This is a genomic window from Rhodococcus sp. H-CA8f (assembly GCF_002501585.1).
Taxonomy (GTDB): domain Bacteria; phylum Actinomycetota; class Actinomycetes; order Mycobacteriales; family Mycobacteriaceae; genus Rhodococcus_F; species Rhodococcus_F erythropolis.
On record NZ_CP023720.1, the window covers coordinates 1,324,414 to 1,343,849 of the forward strand.

The following is a 19,436-nucleotide window of genomic DNA, read 5'->3' on the forward strand; positions in this document are numbered from 1 at the left end:
TCTGGGAATATATCAGTACGCGAAGGACAGGCTCAGATTGCTATCGCAACCGGACTGATCGTCCTAATCTGTTGCCATGTCCGGAGACAGTGTGCAGTTGACCGACGGGGCGCCCGGTGGGGAATCGGAACCTCACGCACCGAGTTTGAACAATCGCCTGAATTGGCTGCGTGCAGGTGTTCTGGGGGCAAACGACGGAATCGTCTCGACCGCAGGCCTCGTGGTCGGTGTTGCGGCAGCCACAACCGAGCGCTCCGCGATCTTCACGGCCGGTTTCGCTGGCCTGGTTGCCGGCGCTGTGTCCATGGCGTTGGGTGAGTACGTCTCGGTCAGCGCTCAGCGAGACACCGAACGCGCACTCCTGCAGAAGGAGAAGAAGGAACTCCTCGAGACACCGGAGGCGGAACTCCAGGAACTGACCGAGATCTACGAGAACAAGGGATTGAGTCCGGAGACGGCCCGCCGCGTCGCCGAAGAATTGACCGAGCACGATGCTTTTGCGGCACACGTCGAAGTCGAATTGGGTATCGACCCGGACGATCTCACCAATCCATGGCATGCGGCGATTTCGTCGGCAATCTCGTTCACGATCGGCGCGGCGATCCCGTTGGTCGCAATCCTGTTGCCGCCGACGGGTATCCGCGTCCCCATCGCCTTCTTCGCAGTGCTGATCGCACTTGCACTGACCGGGACGATCAGCGCGACGCTCGGCGGAGCCCGCAAGACCAGAGCGGTGCTGAGAGTGGTGATCGGCGGCGCGCTCGCGATGGCTGTGACGTACGGAGTAGGTCAGCTGGTGGGGACGGGCCTCGCCTGACCCCTGCTGTGCGCCTTTATTAACCGCGGGGGGTTAATAAAGGCGCACAGCAATTCAGGCGCGACAGATCATGACCGGCCCTGGCGCATGGTGCAGCAGATTCTGGCTGGTCGAGCCCATCACGGCGGCGGCCATCGCACTGCGACCATGGCTTCCGACAACTATCAGCTGCGCGTCGTCGGCGTACTTGAGCATGACGGGGGCGGCGGCGCCGGGTTCACTGATGCGGGTGACCGGCACGTCCGGGTACTGATCGGCCATGCCGGCCAGGTTCTCTGCCAGCAGTGCCGATTCCTCCTGCTCGACGGCCTCCCAGTCGATGAGGATTCCCGCTCCGCCTTCGCGGAAGGTGGACGAGCCCTGCCAGGTGTGGACCGCGATAAGCGGCGCGTCGAACTGATCGGCATAACGAAACGCGTACTCGACGGCCTTCTTGCTCAACGCACTTCCGTCGACTCCGACGATGACGGGACGTTGATCCGGACCGGGATTCTCCGCCGAACCACGCCAGACGGTGACCGGACAGGTTGCGTGATTTGCCACCTTCAGTGCGGTCGATCCGAGTAGCCGCGAGCGCAGTGCGCCGGATCCGGTCGACCCCATCACGATCAGGCGTGCGGTACCCGAGGATTCGAGGATGTGCGTCGACGCCGGGCCCGGTGCGATCTCGGATTCGATGGTCAGTTCCGGGAATTCAGCTGAAATCACCGCGGCGGCGGCATCGATGATCGCTTCGCCGTCTTCGCGGATCTGGCTGAGGAACTGCGACTGCAACATCACTGCAGCGGGACTGTAGATCGGGCCCTCCTGCGGCAGGGCATGCGCCAGAATCAGTCGTGAGTTCACCGCGTTCGCGACCGAGGCTGCCCACCGGGCCGCCGCCGTCGAGGACTCGGATCCGTCGATACCGGCGACGACGTCCTGGTGTCCTGCAAGTGTGTTCATGTCTACTCCTCTGAAATGATCGAGATCGGTCGACTGGTTGCAGCCTGGTCACCAGAGTGACGACGCTGATTTGACGGCTTCCTTCCACGTCTTGCGGAGCAGTGTTGATTGCCCGTGGGCGATTTCCAGTTCTCGTCGGTAGGCCATGCCCAATCCGAAACTGGTGAGCGAGGTGTGCTCCTGCTCCGCAGCAATTTCGAGCAGGTGATGTTGGGCTACAACGGAATCCTGATGCTCGCCGAGAACATCCTGGAAGTGGCTGAAATGCTTCAAGGCGCGCTTGGCCCGGCTCTTCGACACCGGTTCCATGACCTCGATCGCGTACTTCATCCGCTTGGCGCCCTTGCGTGCGCGGTGCATTCGCTCGTCACGCTCGGTGCGGGTATCGGCATCGAAGACGTGATCGACTCGCTTACCGACCTTGTGAGCTAGATGGCGCAGGGTATGCGCCAGCTCTCGTGCCGACGCCTTTTTTCCTACACGGTGGGCGGCAGTGTCGAATTCGAGGTCGCCGACGTACTCGTCGAGTCGATCGAGCAGTGTGGTGTAGCGCTCGGAATCGAGCGCTTCGAGGGCGGTTTCCTGCGCGGTTTCACCGCGGGCCGAGAAGTACTCGTCGATTCGAGCGCGCACTGCTTCTCGCTCGGGCATCTCGTCGATTTCACCGAGTCGTTCCACGAGACGCTCCCACTGGACCTCGACGTCGCGGGCGTCACCGAACTTTCCACCGATCCACCGAAGATCCGTGATGAGATCGTCGGTCTTGGGGGAGTGACCGGCGTACGACTGTAGAGCGCTGCGGATACGACGTGCTGCGACCCGGAAGTCGTGAACGGCTTCGTCGTCGGCGCGGCGCGTGCCGAGATCCGCGGCGACCAGTGCGCGCAGTTGTTCGATGAGGTAATTACGCAACAGAATTCGCGGATTCGACGCTTTGCCAGTGGTGACCTCGTGGCCGACGTATGGAGTGACCGAAGTGCCAAGTGCTCGTTTGAGTTTGGACGGACTCGCAGAACGCTCGAGCCCCGCGTCCAGTAGAACCGACTCGATTGCATCGGCCAGGGCTTGCCCGCCTGCGCCTTGTTCGACCTCGACTTCCTGCCACGTCGACTCACCGGAACCGTCTGCCTTGCAGGCGATGACGGTGTCGGAGACCACTTCGGCAAGCAGAACACCGTTTTCGCCGTTGAGTCTGGTGCGCTCCCGATCGGTGATGATCAGGGCGACCGGCACCAGATCGTGACCGCGGATGACCGCCCGGATCAGACTCGCCAGCGGCGAGGGCACATCGGTGCTCTCGTCCGGGGGAAGCTGGATTTCGGTTCTAGTGTCCTCGCCTGCGGGAAGTTTCATGTGCCACCCCGCGTCATCGCCGCCCTCACGCTTGCGCAGCGTGATCTTCTCGGCGAGCAACCGGTAGTCGGCGGTGTCGAAGTAGGTGGCAGAGAGCTGTATCGAGTCGTGGACCGGTTCGCCGACGACACCGGGAAGTCCACCCAGCGCGGGAACTTCCTGCTCGGCCGGCGCCTCGTACTTGCGCTCGATCTCCCGTACGGCTTCGGGTACGACGGCGGTCTTGCTCATCTGGTCTCCTCTTGCGGTGCGGTCTGCGCTTCCATCCTCCCGGTATCGGAGGCGCAGTGGAAGGGTCCGGGGTCCCTACGGCGAGTCGCCACGGCCTGATTCGTCCGGCCAGGACAGGGTCCGCCGACTTTCGAACCGTTGCAGCCGGCCGGTCGTGGGATCCTCGAACTCGAGAACCTTCGACAGCAGGCGCAGCGGGTTCGAATAATCCTCTGCGGCAACGTCGTAGAAGTCGGGATAGAAGTTGTCGCCGTGGATCGGGAGCCCGAGCGAGGTCATGTGCAGGCGAAGTTGATGGGTCTTGCCGGTATGGGGAATCAACCGGTACCGCGCGAAGCCCTCTCGCGTCTCGATCAGTTCGATCCGCGACTCGCTGTTGGGTTCGCCCTCGATCTCCGCGGCCTTGAGCACGCCCCTTTCTTTCACGATGCGACTGCGCACGATCGCGGGAGTGCTCACCTGCGCGTCGTAACGCGCGATGGCCTCGTATTCCTTGGTGACGCGGCGCTCGGCGAACATGGTCTGATAGCCGCGCCGGGCCGCCTGATGCACGGTGAACAGCAGCAGTCCTGCCGTGACGCGGTCGAGGCGATGCGCTGGACTCAACTCCGGCAGATCGAGATCCCGACGCAACCGCACCAAGGCCGATTCGGCGATGTATCGCCCGCGTGGCGTGCTCGCGAGAAAGTGCGGCTTGTCCACGACCAGGATGTTTTCGTCCCGGTAGAGGATGTCGATCTCGAACGGCACCCGCGCTTCGACCGGAGCGTCGCGGTACAGGTAGACGAAACGCCGGGGAGCGAAAGCGCTCGCCTCGGTGATCGCGACGCCCTTCTCGTCGACGACCTCCCTGGCTGCGACTTTCTCCCGTAGGCGGACGGAGTCCTGGGGAAACCGTTCGAGCAGATAGTCGAGCGTCGTCGCCCACATGCCGTCGTCTGGCTGACGGATGCGACTCGGGTTCAGGCCGTCGCGGACGGGAAGGGGAGATCGTGACACATCTTCAAAGCTAGCCGTCCGGGCGGCATCGAGACCTATTGACGACATATGGGACGGAAGTTACTATCCGGTAAGTTCGTGACGCCGGTCACTGTCGTGGGGGCAGGGCTGGGTCATCACAACAGAAAATTGGGGTTTTCGTGAGGACACGACTTCTACGTCGAAGGTCGACAACGATTGCGGTGGGGCTGTGCGTCGTGGGATTGACGGTGCCGAGCGCCGTCGCTTCCGCGGATCCGACGGGAGGGTCGGACGGACAGGCCTGGCTCGCGGCCACGGAGGCTGCGCCGCAGTATCCGGGCGTCTCCGTCGAGTGGGACGTACCCATCACGATGAGTGACGGCACGGTTCTGCAGGCAAATGTGTACCGACCGGCGGATGCGTCCGGGCGCGCTGTGGAATCGAAGGCGCCTTCGATTCTCAACATCACGCCGTACACGAAACTGCTGGACACGTTGGTGGATTCAGCTCTGTCGATCCCGCAAGTGGGTGAGACGTTGATGGACGTGGCGAACTCGCTCGACCTCGCGGCGCCGTTCGACGGAGTCTCGGAGTTGACGGGCGTCATAGCCGGCGGAGGCGCCAGGGTTCTCGGCGTCAACCGTGATCTGGTCCAGAACGGATACACGCAGGTAGTGGTCGACGCACGTGGAACCGGCTTCTCCCAAGGTAATTGGGACGTGCTCGGCAAGCGCGAGCAACAGGATTCGGTCGAAGTCATCGATTGGATGAGCAAGCAGGGGTGGTCCGACGGCAAAGTGGGGATGGCCGGAATCTCGTACTCCGCGATCAACTCCGTACAGGCCGCGAGTAACAATCCGCCTGCGTTGAAGGCAATCTTCCCGGTCGAACCAGGCAACGATCTGCTACGCGACATCGTAGGAACCGGTGGAGGACTCGGAGTCGGGTTCATGCCGTTGTGGCTGACCGCGGTCAACGGGCTCAAACTCATTCCGAACGTTCAGGACATCCTGCAAGGCAACTTCGATCCACTGTGGTTGGCGAGCCGCCTCGAGGATCCCGGCACCCTGATTCCTGAACTGGTACAAGCGATGACGGCCCAGAGAATCGAGGACGTGTCACCGTCGACTCTGCAAGTCGCACAGGACAGTCAGTTCTATCAGGACCGATCCGCTGACGTCGGCAACATCACTGTTCCGACGATGGTCTACGGCGGTTGGCACGACATCTTCGCCAACAGCGAGCCGCGGATCTACAACGGAATCGATCTGCCGGCCGGGCAGAAGCAGTTGATCATGGGCAACGGCTATCACGTCACTCCCGGTGGAGGATTCGGCAAGGACGGTGCGCCGCCGCGCCTCGACGTACTCGAACGCGCGTGGTTCGACAAGTGGCTCAAGGGCATCGACAACGGAATCGAGCGATACGGTCCGGTGACGATGTTCCAGCAAGGTGGCGGATGGATCACGGATGATCAGTTCCCGCGAGCGGGCGCGACGTACGAACGTATGTATCTGAACTCCGCGCCCAGCGGAACTGCCGCTCATGCGGCCTACGACGGTTCACTGACCAGTGACCAGCCCAGTGCCGCAGCGCGATTGACAGTCGCACCCGGACTGCGAGGCTTCTGCTCCGGTGACGGAACTCAGGGCACTGCCGGGATCTCCGTGGTGCTCGGTGCGTCGTGTTCCAAGGATTCCCGATTCCAGGAAGCGGAGGGTCTGACGTTCACCGGTGAGGCAGTCACGGAGCCGACCTCACTCTCGGGCCCGATCAACGTCCACCTCGAGACAGTCCTGGACGCGACGGACGGATTCTGGGCAGCGACGGTCAACGACGTAGCGCCGGACGGAACATCGACACCGATCACGAACGGCGCTCTGACTGCGTCGCTCCGGGCGGTCGACGATTCCAAGAGCACTCGCTCGGCCAACGGTGACTACAGTGAACCGCACCACTATCTGACGATCGACACGCGTCAGCCGGTGGTTCCCGGTGAGGTCACCGCCGTCGACATCAACATGCTCCCGACGGACGCAGTGCTACAACCCGGTCACCGGCTCCGCGTCGACGTCTACGCTGCCAGCGTGCCGCGATACCTGGCGCTCGGGCCGATGCTTGCCGACAGCCAACTGAAGCCGCAGCACATCGAATTGGCTGCGGATCGGCCGAGCTTCGTCAACGTTCCGTTCGTCGGGGGTCGCTGACCCGGACTGGATCGGCGGCGTGAGAACCTGCGGGCTCGCGGACGTTCTGCGAAGATCGTCCGATGACAGAATCCCGACTCTCCGCCGCCGTCCACGATCGTCTGGACGGACTTCTGGATCCGGTGGACGAGCGGCTCGCGGCCCAGTTCCCGGGAAACCGTGACGAGATCCAGCCCGTGCACACGATTTACGTCAGTGCCGCGGATGCAACCGTCGACACCCCTCGTCTCTGGGGTGAGCAGGCGATCGCGCTTCTCGATTCCCATGCGCATGTGTTCGCCGATCTCGACACGGAGAATGCGCTCGCAGATGTGCGAGTTCAACTCGGCCGCAAGCCGGTCCAAGACTTTCGGATCGATTTCGAGGACGGGTACGGACGCCGCAGCGACGAAGAAGAAGACGCAGCAGCGACGTCGGCCGGGCGGACGCTTGCGGCGTTGAGCGCTGATCCTGCCGGGCCGAACTGGGGCGGCATCAGGTTCAAAGGGCTGCCGGCCGGTGAGCGTCGGCGCTCGATCAGGACGCTCGAGCTTGTGCTCGACGCGGCCGGCGGAGTGCCGGACGGATTTGTCTTCACCGTTCCCAAACTGCGCGCGGTGGAGCAGGTCACGGCGACGGTGGTGCTCTGCGAAGAACTGGAGAAGGCGCACGGACTCGAGACCGGGTCGCTTCGGTTCGAGCTGCAGATCGAGAGCCCGCAGGCGGTCATCGCTGCCGACGGAACTGTGGCAGTTGCTCAGGCCATCCATCGCGGTGCCGGCCGTCTGACCGGTTTGCATTACGGCACTTACGATTACAGTGCGGCTTGCGGAATTGCATCGCGTCATCAGTCGCTCGAACATCCGGTGGCAGACCACGCAAAGGCTCTCATGTTGGTTGCTGCCGCGCAGACCGGCGTCTGGGTGTGCGACGGGTCAACTCAGGTCGCGCCCGTCGGGAGCGCCACGGCGATCCGCGACGCGATCACTCGGCACCATCGTCTCGTCACGCGGTCCCTTGAACGCGGTTACTACCAGGGGTGGGACATGCACCCCGGGCATCTGGTCACCCGCTGGCTCGCCACGTTCGGCTTCTACCGCAACGCACTCGGCGCCGCTGCCCCGCGCATCCAGTCGTACCTGGGGCGCCAAGGTGGCGACGTGATGGACGAACCTGCAACTGCCCAGGCGCTGGCAGCGGTGGTACTGCGTGGGCTCGACGCGGGGGCTTATCCAGAATCCGAAGTTCTCCGGCTCGCCCCGAGCGCGGACACCAACGCACTCCACCACCTCGTAGGACGCACCACACCGATCACAGGAGAACACTGACCGATGAGCACCACCGAATTCACCTTGCTGCCCGACCTGGCACTGCGCACCCTCGGCGGAGCCGTCATCTGGGCGAACGACGAGGCATTCGCCGAGCGCGAGGCCCTGATCCGACCAGGTAAAGCCGGATACCAGCCGGCGACGTTCGGACACAAGGGGCAGGTGTACGACGGTTGGGAGACGCGTCGTCGCCGTGTGGCAGGTCATGACGAGGCGATCGTGCGCCTCGGTGTTCCTGGAGTGGTGCGAGGCGTCGTGGTCGACACCGCGTGGTTCAAGGGCAATTACCCGCCCGAGATCTCGGTGGAAGCAATCTCCGTCGACGGGTATCCGGATCCCGTCGACCTGGCCGGATCCGGCGAGTGGACAACCATCGTCGAACGCTCGACCGTGCACGGTGACTCGGAGAATCCGTTCTCCGTGGTTTCGGAGGATCGATGGACGCACGTCAAGCTGACCATTTATCCGGACGGCGGCGTTGCGAGATTCCGTGTTCACGGTGAAGCGCGGCCAGACCCGCGTTTCCTCGATGCCGGGCCGTTGGACCTCGCAGCACTCGAAAACGGTGGCCGCGTGACCGATTGCTCCAACATGTTCTACAGCTCACCGCAGAACATTCTGTTCCCCGGACGCGCTGCTTCGATGGGGGACGGGTGGGAGACCGCCAGGCGCCGCGACGACGGAAACGACTGGGTGCAAGTACAACTCGCGGGTGAAGGCGTGTTGAGTTTCGTCGAGATCGACACCTCGTACTTCCTCGGAAACAGTCCAGGTGAGGGCGCTCTGACCGGCCGAACTCCGGAAGGGGAGTGGTTCGAACTGTTGCCGCGTACGACGCTGCGTCCGGACACGCGCCATCGCTTTCCGATCGATTCCGAAATTCCGGTCACCGATGTCCGTCTGGACATCTTCCCGGACGGTGGCCTGGCGCGGCTGAGAGTATTCGGCGTACTCACCGACGCTGCTCGCGCTGTGATCTCCGGGCGCTGACGGTAAAGTTGTTGGCATGAGCGACTATCCGCGCGACGACTATCCCCGGGACATGGTGGGGTACGGCCCTCATCCGCCGCATCCGCACTGGCCCGGCGACGCGCGGATAGCGGTTCAGTTCGTACTCAACTACGAAGAGGGAGCCGAGAACAACGTCCTCGACGGGGACGCGGCTTCGGAGACTTTTCTGTCGGAAATGACTCCGGCGGAGGCATTTCCGAATCGACACATGAGCATGGAATCGCTGTACGAGTACGGCTCCCGGGCCGGGTTGTGGCGTGTCCTGCGGACCTTCGAGCGGCGAAACCTGCCTCTCACGGTCTTTGCGGTGGCGCGGGCAATGCAGCGTAACCCGGAAGCAGTCAGTGCTTTTCAGGAGTTGGGTCACGAGATCGCGTGTCACGGATTACGTTGGAAGTCTTACCAATCCGTGGACATCGAGCGTGAACGCGCCGACATGACCGAGGCAGTCCAGATTCTGCAAGATCTGACGGGTTCGGCGCCTCTCGGTTGGTATACCGGACGCGATTCACCGAACACCCGCGAATTGGTGGTCGAGCACGGCGGCTTCGTCTACGACTCCGATTCGTACGCCGACGATCTGCCGTACTGGGTAGACGTTCCGCGTGGCACAGAGTCGGTGAAGCACTTGGTCGTTCCGTACACGCTCGATACCAACGACATGCGTTTCGCCTCTCCAGCAGGATTTCCCAGCGGCGATCAGTTCTTTGCGCACCTACGTGACGCCTTCGACGTGCTGTATGCGGAGGGAACGGCCGGATCACCGAAGATGCTCTCCGTCGGGTTGCACTGCCGCATAATCGGACGCCCTGCCCGAGCTGCCGCCCTCGAGCGTTTCCTGGACCATGTGCAGTCACACGAAAAGGTCTGGATCACGCGGCGAATCGACATCGCCGAGCACTGGAAGACCATTCACCCCGCGTAATGCGGGGCTATTTGCGCGCCTCGATCAGAAATCGACTCGAGTACGCGACAAAAGATCCGTCGCGACGGATCTGCTGATCGAGTTCCCGGAGCCGGTCCAGATACTGCGCGACGGTGAATCCCGGAACCATCCAGATCACCTTGCGTAAGAAGTAGACAACGGCGCCGATATCGAAGAATTCCATGCGCAGTCGCTCGAAACGAAGGTCGACGACGGTGAGCCCGGCCGCAATCGCGTCGGCGCTTTCGTCCACGTAGTGCCGTCCGCGACGAGCCTGCGGCTGAGGACCGAGGAAGAACTCGACGAGCTCGAACACGCTGGCGTGACCCACATGTTGAGCGAAGTACGTTCCTCCAGGTTCGAGTACCCGAGCGATCTCGGCCCACCACACCGTCGCAGGGTGTCGACTGGTCACCAGATCGAAAGCCGAATCGGCAAACGGTAGCGGTGGCTCGTCCGGATCCGCGACCACCACCACACCTCGGGGACGCAGAAGGGCGGTGGCCTTGGTTACGTTCGGTGGCCAGGATTCGGTTGCTGCCATCACCGGCGGGAGTGTCGGTGCAGCGGCGAGGACTTCGCCGCCGCCGGTCTGGATGTCCAGCGCAGCGCCGGCGACACCGAGATGTTCACCCATCAACCTCTGATACCCCCACGACGGACGCTGCTCCGTGGCGCGCCCGTCGAGCCACGAGAAGTCCCACCCGTCGACGGAGGCGGATTCGGCTTCGGCGACAAGTTCCTCGAAACTTCGTGACGTCCTCTCAGGCGTTCCTTGCGACATCACATCATCATCGTCGCGGAGGGTCGACGGTGCCAGTTGTTTACGGCTACTTCGGGGTGGCACCGAGCATCGGTGCGAGTTGAGTGGCAATCGGGTTCAGGTTCAGCTTGTCCGGGTCCACCTTGGGCTTGCTGTCCCACGGTTGCGAGGTGTTCGGGTCGGCGAACGCGATGCGGTTGGCGCTCCGAACTCCCGTTTCGCTGCCCTGGGGTGCCTGGCAGTTGGCGGCAGTGTTCAACGGGAAGTTCTGCGTCGTGTCGTCGAAGTTCGGGTCTTTGCGCTTCATCTCGTCGAGGATCGCCATGGTCCCTTCGTAACCGACGGTGCACGAGAGCGGGTTGTTGGTCTCGAGTACCAAGCCGAGATGTACCGTGCCGTCTCCCGGTGCAACGGTGGGCGCCGCCCCGGCGAGCGCAGGCAGGAAGAGCAGGAAGGGCTGCAGCGAGGGCAGTGTCGGTGCGGCTGCCGCTGCAACGGCGGAGAGGTTGGAGAGGTTGGTCGTGAGCGCGGGGCCGGCTTCGGTGACGAGAGAGCCGACTTGTTCGCTGGCCGGTATGCCGTTGTCGATCACGCGTCGGATGTCGGGGTCGCTGGTGCGCAATTGCGCAGTCAGTGCGTCGAGGTCGGTGCTGAACTGCTTGATCGCCGACGATTGATCGGATTGCGTCGTGAGTACCGTCTGGCTGTCGCGGATCAGTCCGAGGGTCTGGGGAAGGGTGTCGAGGCCCGACTGGGAAATCCCCGACAGCGAGTCGGCAAGGACTTGCAGATCTTCGCCCTTGCCGTTGAATGCCGCGCCGAGTTCCTTCGCGACGGTGTGGAGTGCGTCGACCGGAACGGAGTGCACCAGACCGTTGGCGCTGGTCAAGACGTTCTCGATGGGAATCGGCGTGGTGGTGTCGCCCACGGCGATCACCGAGCCGTCTTCGAGGAACGGGCCCTGGTCGGTATCGGGCTGAAGGTCGACGTACTGTTCACCGATGGCTGAGCGATTGGCCACCACGGCTCGCGCGGATGCGGGAATCTGTGGAGCATTGCTGTCGATCAACAGGTCGACTTCGATTCCGTCGGACGTGAGCGACATGTCGCCGACGCGTCCGACGGGTACACCGCGATAGGTCACTTCGGCGTTGGTGAAGATGCCACCGGACGTCGCCAGTTCGGTTTTGACCGTGTATTGGCCGAATCCCAGAAGATTGTCCAGCCGTACGTATTTCGCTCCGACATAGATCAAACCCAGGAGTGCAACCACGACGAGGGCGACCAGCTGCCACTTGGCGAGCTTCGACATCACCATGTGGGGACGGCCCTGAACTGATGCGGTGTGTTCATGGTTCGACTCCCGAATGACTAGCCGGGTACGGCTGGTGTTGAGCGAATTGTGTTCACCCGCGAGCATTCTCGGGCGAACCGGAAACTTCCGGCAATTCGTTGTTGGCGATAACTATAAACAAGTCGTCACAGATAGAAAGTCGGCGCTGAGATTTCCGCAGGTCGTCGAAACGTAAGTGGCACAGCTCACTTCGAATGCGTCGATGTGACGTACGTAGCTTTGCGTCCGAATCGGGCTTGACTTCGCCAAACATATCCATAAAAGTAGATGCGTTCCGGTTGGCGAGGAGAAGGGGTGCGGTCCATGGATGCTTTGGCGATCTTCAAGGCGCTGTCCAACCCGACTCGTCTGCAGATCTTGGAGTGGCTCGCGCATCCGGCGAAGTATTTCGACGAGGACTCGTACACGCAACAGGATCTCGGGTTTCACATCGGAGTCTGTGTCGGTGACATTCAGGGGCGATCGGGACTTGCCCAGTCGGTGATCTCGGGGTACCTGCAGGGCATGAAAGATGTGGGTCTGCTCGAGTCCGAGCGCATCGGGAAGTGGACGTACTACCGACGAAACGAAACCGTGATCGGCGAGTTCAGGGAATTCGTTCGCGAAAAGCTGTAGCGGTCGGATTGCCCTCGTCGGCCGGTTTTGCTCAATCAAACATATCTATATATCTAGATATGTATCTGTCTTGTGTGGCGTAGTAGTAAGGAGTGTGTCGTGAAGTCGAAATTGTTGATACCGGTTCTGGCGTTGGGTGTATTCGGAATCATCACTACGGAGATGGGCATTATCGGGGTTCTGCCTCAGGTCAGCGAAAAGTTCGGTATCACCGCGTCCACTGCCGGATGGTTGGTCGGTGTGTTTGCGCTCGTCGTGGCGGTGACCGGTCCGTTCACGACGCTGATCACCTCGGGAATCAACAGGAAAACCGTTCTGTTGGTGGCGATTGCAGTCTTTGCGGTCTCCAACATGGTGTACGCGAGCACGTCGAGTTTCGAGGTGATGTTTGTATTTCGGATCATTCCCGCCGTGGTTCACCCGGTCTTCTTCGCGCTCGCACTCGCGAGTGCAGTTCGACTGGTGCCACCGGAGGAAGCAACTGCAGCTGTGACGAAAGTATTTGCGGGTGTCACAGTAGGATTCGCATTCGGTGTACCGCTGACGTCGTATCTGGCCGAGAACTTCTCGGTGTCCACGGCTTTCGTTTTCGGTGCCGTGGTCAACGTTCTCGCGTTTCTCGGGATTGTCGTACTTCTGCCCTCGGCTCCGGTGACACAACGCCTGTCGTACGGCGCACAGGTCGGGATCCTTCGCCGGCCGCGCGTGTGGTTGACCATCCTTTCCGTCACCTTCGTCTTCGCAGCCATGTTCTCGGTGTACGGATACTTCGCCGAATACCTCGGCGGAGTGACGGGCATGAGCGGATCGTGGATCAGCGCGATGCTCTTGGCTTTCGGTGTCGTGATGATCTTCGGCAACTTCGTCTTCGGGGCGGTGCTCGCCAAGAGTGTGGTGCGCACGGTTGTGGCTTTTCCCTTGCTGTACATCGTCGTCTACGTGATGCTCTATCTGGCAGGCCCGTACTTCGGTGCGATGGTTGTAGCCGTGTTGGTTTGGGGTGTAGTGCATTCCGGTGGTCTGGTGGTTTCGCAGAGTTGGATGGGGCGAGACGCAGTCGACGCGCCTGAATTCGGCAACAGCCTTTTCATCTCGTTCTCCAACTTGGGGATCACGCTCGGAACTGCGGTCGGTGGACTGTTTCTCGCGCATTTCGAAAACCGTCAATTAGTCTGGGCCGGAGTATTGTTCGCGGTCCTGGCACTGGTGACGATCGGTGCTCGACTCTCGCTCGGGCACGTTCACAGCGAGAACGGTGTCAGTGTGCCGGTGTAGATTTTGGGCAGTGGCCGTGTGAACTCGCCGCGCGCACTGGTCGACAGTCCGAGGGTGACCAACGATTGAACCATCGTGACCCCAGCGGCAACGCCGTCGACTACCGGGACACCGAGTTCGTCGGACAAGTCCTGGCACAGGTCCGCCATACCGGCGCAACCCAGCACGAGGACGTCCGAGTCGTCTTGCTCCAATGCGTCGAAACAGGCTTCCAAGATCACCTTTCGCGCGTCGGGATCACGATCGAGTTCCAGAACCGGAATCTCGCAGGAGTGGATACCCCGGCACCGAGCCTGCATGCCGTACCGGTCCACCAGATCGGCTGCGCGGCCGCGGGTTCGACCGAGGGTGGTCACGATGCTGAATCCGCGTCCCAGGAAACTTGCGTAATTCATTGCCGCTTCGGCAACAGCTACGACGGGGCCCTTGGCCAGCTCTCTGGCTGCATCTAGGCCTGGGTCACCGAAGCAAGCAATGACGTAGCCGTCGACTTCGTTCTTTTCTCCGGCGGCGATCTCGGCCAGGATTCCGGGGATGCTGAGAGCTTCGTCGTAGTGGCTTTCGATCGACGCGGGACCCATCGCAGGGCTGACGGCCTCGACGAATGTGCCCGAGCCCGCGACGGCCCGGGCACATTCCTCGATCTTGGCGGTCATCGCCCACGTGGTGTTGGGGTTGATCACCTTGATTCTCATGACGATCAGTCGACCGTCACAGTGTCGGGAGAAGAAGCATTCCGGACAGCCAGGGAAGTGCGCGTGGCGAGTAGGTAGTAGACGGCAAATCCGAGCCCGCAACCGATGAACCAGCTGTACTGCGCTGCGGTGTACATCCCGGTGAGGTCCTTGCCCAGGACCGGGACCATTGCGACGACGGCTCCCACCACGGTGGCGATCACTGCAGCAGGATTGTATCCCTTGCTGTACCAGTAGGTTCCGGTCGGCGACATGCTGAACAGTTCGTCGACGATCACCTTCTGCTTGCGCACGAGGTAGTAGTCGGCAATCAGGATTCCGAACAGCGGACCGATGAAGGCTCCGAGGGTTTCGAGCGTGTAGTGGATGACGTCGGGATTGTTGTAGAGGTTCCACGGGGTGATGAGGATCGAGCCGATCGCCGCGATCATCCCGCCGGCGCGCCAGCTGATCTTCTGCGGGCTCACGTTGGAGAAGTCGAAGGCGGGGGAAATGAAGTTGGCCACGATGTTGATGCCGATCGTGGCGATGGTGAAGGTGAGTGCGCCGAGGACGATGGCGAAGGTGCTGTCGATTCGTGCCACTGTTGCGACGGGATCGGTGATCAGTTCGCCGTACACCGGCAGTGTCAACGACGCCGTGACGACGACCAACACCGAGAATACGAGGAAGTTCAACGGCAAACCGAGGAAGTTGCCCTTCTTGACTGCAGTGAACGACTTCCCGTAGCGGGAGAAGTCACCGAAGTTGAGCATCGGTCCGGAGAAGTACGAGACAACCAGAGCGATCGCACCGAGCATGACCGGCACGGCGTCGAAACCGGAGTACTGGACGTCGCCGAGTGTGAGATCGACAGCGCTCCAGCCTGCCTGGTAGATGAGGTACCCGCACAGCATGAACATCACGACGTACACAGCCGGCCCGCAGAAGTCGATGAAGCGGCGGATCGATTCCATGCCTCGCCAGAAGACACAGGCCTGAAGTACCCACAGGAGCATGAAACTTCCCCAGCCCAGTGCGGAGAGTCCGGCGAATCCGTAATCTTCGACGACGGCATACGGTGCGAGTGACGGAAAGAGTTTGATCAGTACGACATCGAGGGCTGCCGAAGCGAGAAAGGTTTGAATCCCGTACCAGGCCACGGCAATCAGGCCACGAATGATTGCCGGGATGTTCGCGCCGAGGACACCGAACACGCTGCGGCAGATCACCGGATACGGTACGCCGGTAACTTGGCTGGGCTTGGCGACGAGATTGCAGAAGAAGTAAACGATCGTGATACCGACCAGCAGGGCGACGAGTACTTGCCAGCTGGCCAATCCCAGTGCGAAAAGACTACCGGCAGTGACATATCCGCCGACGCTGTGTACGTCGGACATCCAGAAGGCGAAGATGTTGTACGACGACCAGGTCTGCTTGCGAAGCGGCGCCAGATCCTCGTTGGTCAAACGAGGGTCGTAGCCCGGTTTGATCAGTCCGCCGCCGACCGGGAGGCCCGCGGCTTCGACGAGGTCGGCCGAGCCGGTTTCCTTTGGGGGAGTTGGGGTAGTGGTCGTTCGGGACGGAAGAATGTCGGTCATGACAGCTCCTGTGCATCAGTGCAGGAAATCAGCGGACAGTGCACGAGCTCTCAGCGTCAGTGATGAAAACTGTGTTGAGAGAAAGGTATCGACGCTGTGTTGCACAGCTATTGCGCAATCGGTATATCTTTCTCGGCCAGTAGGCCGGTGTCTGTCGGCAGAGTCGCGATCACGGTGTTGAGTCGGCGATGATGGATTTCGGAAGCACTCAGAAGAGCGGCTGCGTCCCGACGCAGGAATGCGTCCAGCATCGCGGTGTGATCGGAGTGCAGAACCTGGCGATCGACGCCGGCAACATGGACCATCGGCTGTACCGGTTCGGTGATGTTCCAGGCAGCTTCGAACATGTGCAGAAGTCGAAGCATTTGCGACGGTCGGGTCAGTGCGAGGTGAAAGTTTCGGCTCTCACAGTGATAGGACTGAGAGTCGTCGTAGCGCAACGCGATCTCCAGACGGGAATTCACCTCGACGGCGTGTTCGTGATCCTCTTCGGTGGCCTGCTCGACGGCGACGGCCAATGCAGCTGATTCGAGAGTTTCGCGGACGATGTACATCTCGCGCAGTTCTGCCGGCGTCAACTGAGCAACGGTGTAGCCGAATTGGTGGCGGTGGTCGACCAACGACTCTCCGACCAGGGTCTTCAGCGATTCCCGCACTGGTATTCGGCTGACCCCGAACACATCAGCCACGTCGCCGAGAGGGATCGGGGTACCCGGAGGCGCCGAACCCGACAGAATCACTCGGCGCAGTTCGTCGAGGATCGTTTGTTGTGGACTGCCGGGAGCATCGATTACCAGTTGCGTCAGTAGTACCGATCTACGGCGCGGTGGCATGTCGGTCTCCCTTCTCGTCGCTGCCAGGGTAGAAATCCGTTGTTTCGGGCGCGTGACACCGGCATGGCCGTCGTGAATCGCATGCGTGAGGGGCCGTCATTTCGACTGCGATGACGAAGCACAAGTGAGCGCTGCTCAGGGCGACGAACACGGGGGTAGCGTTGATTTGTAGTGGTTGGCAGAAAGCGAGTCGGTCGATGGCATCCGTTGTGCGATCAGAAGCCGACCAGCGAGTTGTCGGCAACTTGCCCTTGGAGCTGACGAGTTTTGTCGGCCGACGGCGTGAGTTGGCCGAAGCCAGAAGATTGTTCGAGTCGTCCCGTTTATTGACGCTCACCGGTATCGGAGGTGTCGGCAAGACGCGGCTCGCGATCCGGCTTGCGAGCGCGCTCCAGCGGGTGTTCCGAGACGGCGCGTGGTTGGTGGAGTTGGGGGAGCAGACGGATCCAGAACTCCTCGAGGATTACGTCGCCGTGATTTTGGGGGTGCGGCCGGTGTCCTCGTCGGACCCGCTGCACACTGTGATCGACTACTGCTCCGATCGCAGTCTGCTGTTGGTACTCGACAACTGCGAACATCTGGTCGATGCCGTCGCTCTGTTTGCCGGTGCGATCCTACGGCGATGTGCCGGTGTCAAGATCTTGGCGACGAGCAGAGAATCGCTGGGAATGGGCGGTGAGGTGACGATGCGCGTTCCCTCGCTCACCACGCCGCAGCAACAGCCGCGCGAATTCGAGGGACTTGCCCAGTACGAATCCGTGTCGTTGTTCACCGAGCGTGCGGCTTCAGTCGTCCCCGGTTTCACCCTCACTGAGGAGAACAAGCGCGCCGTTGCTCATATCTGTCACGACCTGGATGGACTCCCGCTTCCGATCGAGTTGGCGGCCGCTCGCCTGCGCGGTATGTCGGCGGAGCAGATCATGGATCGGCTCTCGGATCGTTACCGCCTTTTGACTTCTGGTGGACGCGACGTACCGAGTCGTCAGCAGACTCTCCGATTGTCGATCGATTGGAGTTACGACTTGTGCTCGCCTCCGGAGCAGCAGCTGTGGGGTCGGCTGACCGTGTTTTCCGGCGGGTTCGAGCTTGACGCAGCCGAGGGAGTGTGCGGGCAGGAATCGAGTTCGACGGAAGTGCTCGATCTCGTCACTGCGTTGGTCGAGAAATCCATCCTCATTCGTGAGGAGATCGACGGCACCGTTCGCTATCACCTGCTCGACCTCCTGCGGGAGTACGGACGAGAGAAGGCCGAGTTCTCGAACGACTACGTGGAACTTCGACGGCGCCAACGTGATTGGTTCGAAGCGCTGGTCGTTCGTGCGGAAGCCGAGTGGATCAGTGACCGGCAAGCTGCGTGGATCGCACGGCTGGGTCGTGAACAGCACAACGTCTACGACGCGCTGGAGTTTTCGATTTCCACTGCCGGGGAGGCGCGATCTGCAACGCGAATGGTCGGTGCGTTGTACAGATTCTGGCTTTCTGGTGGATTGCTTGTGCAGGCACGGTATTGGACGGATCGAGCTCTGAATACAGAGGATCGGGAGCTCGACCCGTTCCGCGTTGATGTCTTGGCCATCGACGCTGTGAATCACGCGATGCAGGGGGAGCTCGAACGGGCACAAGCGCTGGTCGACGAGAGCTGGCTCCTGGCGAATGCCTTGGCGGACGTACGCTCACGCGGTCTGGCGGCATGGGGTGACGGATACGTCGATACCTTCAGAGGCAACTTCGATACCGCAACGGCCAAGTTGGAATCCGCGTTGACGCTGTTTCGATTGGACGAAAATCTGCTGCATGTGGTGATCGGCCTGGACACCCTGGGGATTGCGTACTTTCTTTCCGGGGCCCTCGATCGCTCGGTGGAGTGCAACGAAGAGACTCTCGCGATCACCGTGCCCGCCAACGAAGTGATGTTCCAGGCTTTTGCGTTGGGAACCCTCGGGCTGGTGGGCTGGCTCCGAGGTCAATTAGATGACGCACGTGATTATTTGACGCGGAGTCTGAGAATTCTCGATGCCCCGATGAACTCGGCGTGGTGTATCGAACCACTAGCGTGGATTGCTGCAGCGCAACGTGATTGGAAGAATTCCGCGGTTCTGCTCGGCGCGGCAGCCATGTATTGGCAGAAGGTCGGGGGTCGGCTGGCGGGCCTGCCGGGTTTGTCGCCGCATCACGACACTGCGGCAGAGACTGCTCGTAGGGCTATGGGTAAGAGTGCTTTCGACAAGTCGTTTCGCAACGGATTTGTGATGTCCGAGAGTGAAGCTGTCGCGTATGCGCTCGACGAGCGTCGCAGTGTTCCGGGTTCATCGTCAACTGAGGCACCTCACCTGACTCGTCGTGAGCAGCAAGTTGCGGAACTCGTTGCGCGGGGCCTGACCAATCGCGCTATCGCGGAACATCTCGTGATCTCGCTTCGTACGGCTCAGGGTCATGTGGAGCATGTGCTGACCAAATTGGGTTTCACCTCCAGAGCGCAGATCGCGGCGTGGTTCGTGTCGACCGAGCAGGAGACCGACTCCCGAGGCTGAGATCGCGGGCAGTGGTGAGCGCTTCTCGGGTGCA

The 19,436-nt window shown here is 61.5% G+C and carries 16 protein-coding genes; 8 read left to right on the plus strand and 8 right to left on the minus strand.

Translation table 11 applies throughout. From position 1 onward, the window contains the following. Nucleotides 1-76 precede the first annotated feature (76 nt). The gene (locus CPI83_RS06415; RefSeq protein ID WP_019745057.1) at nt 77-817 is read left to right on the plus strand and encodes a VIT family protein; all 741 of its coding nucleotides are present in this window, start codon (nt 77-79) and stop codon (nt 815-817) included. Nucleotides 818-871: 54 nt separating this feature from the next. Here CPI83_RS06415 and CPI83_RS06420 read toward each other — a convergent pair whose 3' ends face one another. The 3 genes from CPI83_RS06420 to CPI83_RS06430 all read right to left on the minus strand — a co-directional run bounded on the left by CPI83_RS06420 (nt 872) and on the right by CPI83_RS06430 (nt 4,345). Further along, a complete protein-coding gene (locus CPI83_RS06420; RefSeq protein ID WP_097386961.1) occupies nt 872-1,762 on the minus strand; it encodes a universal stress protein in 891 nt (296 codons plus the stop codon). A 48-nt stretch (nt 1,763-1,810) separates the two neighbouring features. After that, nucleotides 1,811-3,346 carry a CYTH and CHAD domain-containing protein gene (locus tag CPI83_RS06425; protein WP_097386962.1) on the minus strand — a complete coding sequence of 512 codons (1,536 nt, stop codon included), beginning with the start codon at nt 3,344-3,346 and terminating at the stop codon, nt 1,811-1,813. A gap of 75 nt (nt 3,347-3,421) precedes the next feature. Then, nucleotides 3,422-4,345 carry a pseudouridine synthase gene (locus tag CPI83_RS06430; RefSeq protein ID WP_097386963.1) on the minus strand — a complete coding sequence of 308 codons (924 nt, stop codon included), beginning with the start codon at nt 4,343-4,345 and terminating at the stop codon, nt 3,422-3,424. A gap of 140 nt (nt 4,346-4,485) precedes the next feature. On the opposite strand from CPI83_RS06430, the gene CPI83_RS06435 reads away from it, so the two are divergent. The 4 genes from CPI83_RS06435 to puuE all read left to right on the plus strand — a co-directional run bounded on the left by CPI83_RS06435 (nt 4,486) and on the right by puuE (nt 9,756). After that, the gene (locus CPI83_RS06435) at nt 4,486-6,513 is read left to right on the plus strand and encodes a CocE/NonD family hydrolase (RefSeq protein ID WP_097386964.1); all 2,028 of its coding nucleotides are present in this window, start codon (nt 4,486-4,488) and stop codon (nt 6,511-6,513) included. A 62-nt stretch (nt 6,514-6,575) separates the two neighbouring features. Continuing rightward, a complete protein-coding gene (locus tag CPI83_RS06440) occupies nt 6,576-7,820 on the plus strand; it encodes an aldolase/citrate lyase family protein (RefSeq protein WP_069145701.1) in 1,245 nt (414 codons plus the stop codon). A 3-nt stretch (nt 7,821-7,823) separates the two neighbouring features. Then, the gene (gene alc / locus CPI83_RS06445) at nt 7,824-8,810 is read left to right on the plus strand and encodes an allantoicase (protein ID WP_097386965.1); all 987 of its coding nucleotides are present in this window, start codon (nt 7,824-7,826) and stop codon (nt 8,808-8,810) included. Nucleotides 8,811-8,826: 16 nt separating this feature from the next. Further along, nucleotides 8,827-9,756: an allantoinase PuuE gene (gene puuE / locus CPI83_RS06450; RefSeq protein WP_097386966.1), complete on the plus strand. Its 930-nt coding sequence runs from the start codon at nt 8,827-8,829 to the stop codon at nt 9,754-9,756. A 7-nt stretch (nt 9,757-9,763) separates the two neighbouring features. Here puuE and CPI83_RS06455 read toward each other — a convergent pair whose 3' ends face one another. Together CPI83_RS06455 and CPI83_RS06460 are read right to left on the minus strand one after the other, a co-directional pair. Beyond that, nucleotides 9,764-10,540 carry a class I SAM-dependent methyltransferase gene (locus tag CPI83_RS06455; RefSeq protein ID WP_097386967.1) on the minus strand — a complete coding sequence of 259 codons (777 nt, stop codon included), beginning with the start codon at nt 10,538-10,540 and terminating at the stop codon, nt 9,764-9,766. A 46-nt stretch (nt 10,541-10,586) separates the two neighbouring features. After that, on the minus strand, nt 10,587-11,834 hold the full coding sequence (locus CPI83_RS06460) for an MlaD family protein (RefSeq protein WP_029536948.1): 1,248 nt from the start codon (nt 11,832-11,834) through the stop codon (nt 10,587-10,589). Nucleotides 11,835-12,176: 342 nt separating this feature from the next. Here CPI83_RS06460 and CPI83_RS06465 point away from each other — a divergent pair, with 342 nt between their 5' ends. Further along, nucleotides 12,177-12,488, plus strand: a complete 312-nt coding sequence (locus CPI83_RS06465; protein WP_021345375.1) for a metalloregulator ArsR/SmtB family transcription factor — start codon at nt 12,177-12,179, stop codon at nt 12,486-12,488. Nucleotides 12,489-12,587: 99 nt separating this feature from the next. Then, nucleotides 12,588-13,763 (plus strand): MFS transporter, encoded by a 1,176-nt coding sequence (locus CPI83_RS06470; RefSeq protein ID WP_097386968.1) that lies wholly within the window; start codon nt 12,588-12,590, stop codon nt 13,761-13,763. On the opposite strand, the gene CPI83_RS06475 is transcribed toward CPI83_RS06470, so the two are convergent. From CPI83_RS06475 to CPI83_RS06485, 3 genes are all read right to left on the minus strand, one after another. Then, nucleotides 13,730-14,458 carry an aspartate/glutamate racemase family protein gene (locus tag CPI83_RS06475; protein WP_019745045.1) on the minus strand — a complete coding sequence of 243 codons (729 nt, stop codon included), beginning with the start codon at nt 14,456-14,458 and terminating at the stop codon, nt 13,730-13,732. The two genes, CPI83_RS06470 and CPI83_RS06475, sit on opposite strands and share 34 nt — an antisense overlap. Before the next feature lie 5 nt (nt 14,459-14,463). Beyond that, nucleotides 14,464-16,038 (minus strand): NCS1 family nucleobase:cation symporter-1, encoded by a 1,575-nt coding sequence (locus CPI83_RS06480; protein ID WP_097386969.1) that lies wholly within the window; start codon nt 16,036-16,038, stop codon nt 14,464-14,466. Nucleotides 16,039-16,145: 107 nt separating this feature from the next. Beyond that, nucleotides 16,146-16,871, minus strand: coding sequence for a GntR family transcriptional regulator (locus CPI83_RS06485; protein WP_020908886.1), 726 nt, complete (start codon nt 16,869-16,871; stop codon nt 16,146-16,148). Nucleotides 16,872-17,068: 197 nt separating this feature from the next. Here CPI83_RS06485 and CPI83_RS06490 point away from each other — a divergent pair, with 197 nt between their 5' ends. Then, a complete protein-coding gene (locus CPI83_RS06490; RefSeq protein ID WP_097386970.1) occupies nt 17,069-19,402 on the plus strand; it encodes a LuxR C-terminal-related transcriptional regulator in 2,334 nt (777 codons plus the stop codon). Nucleotides 19,403-19,436: the final 34 nt, after the last annotated feature.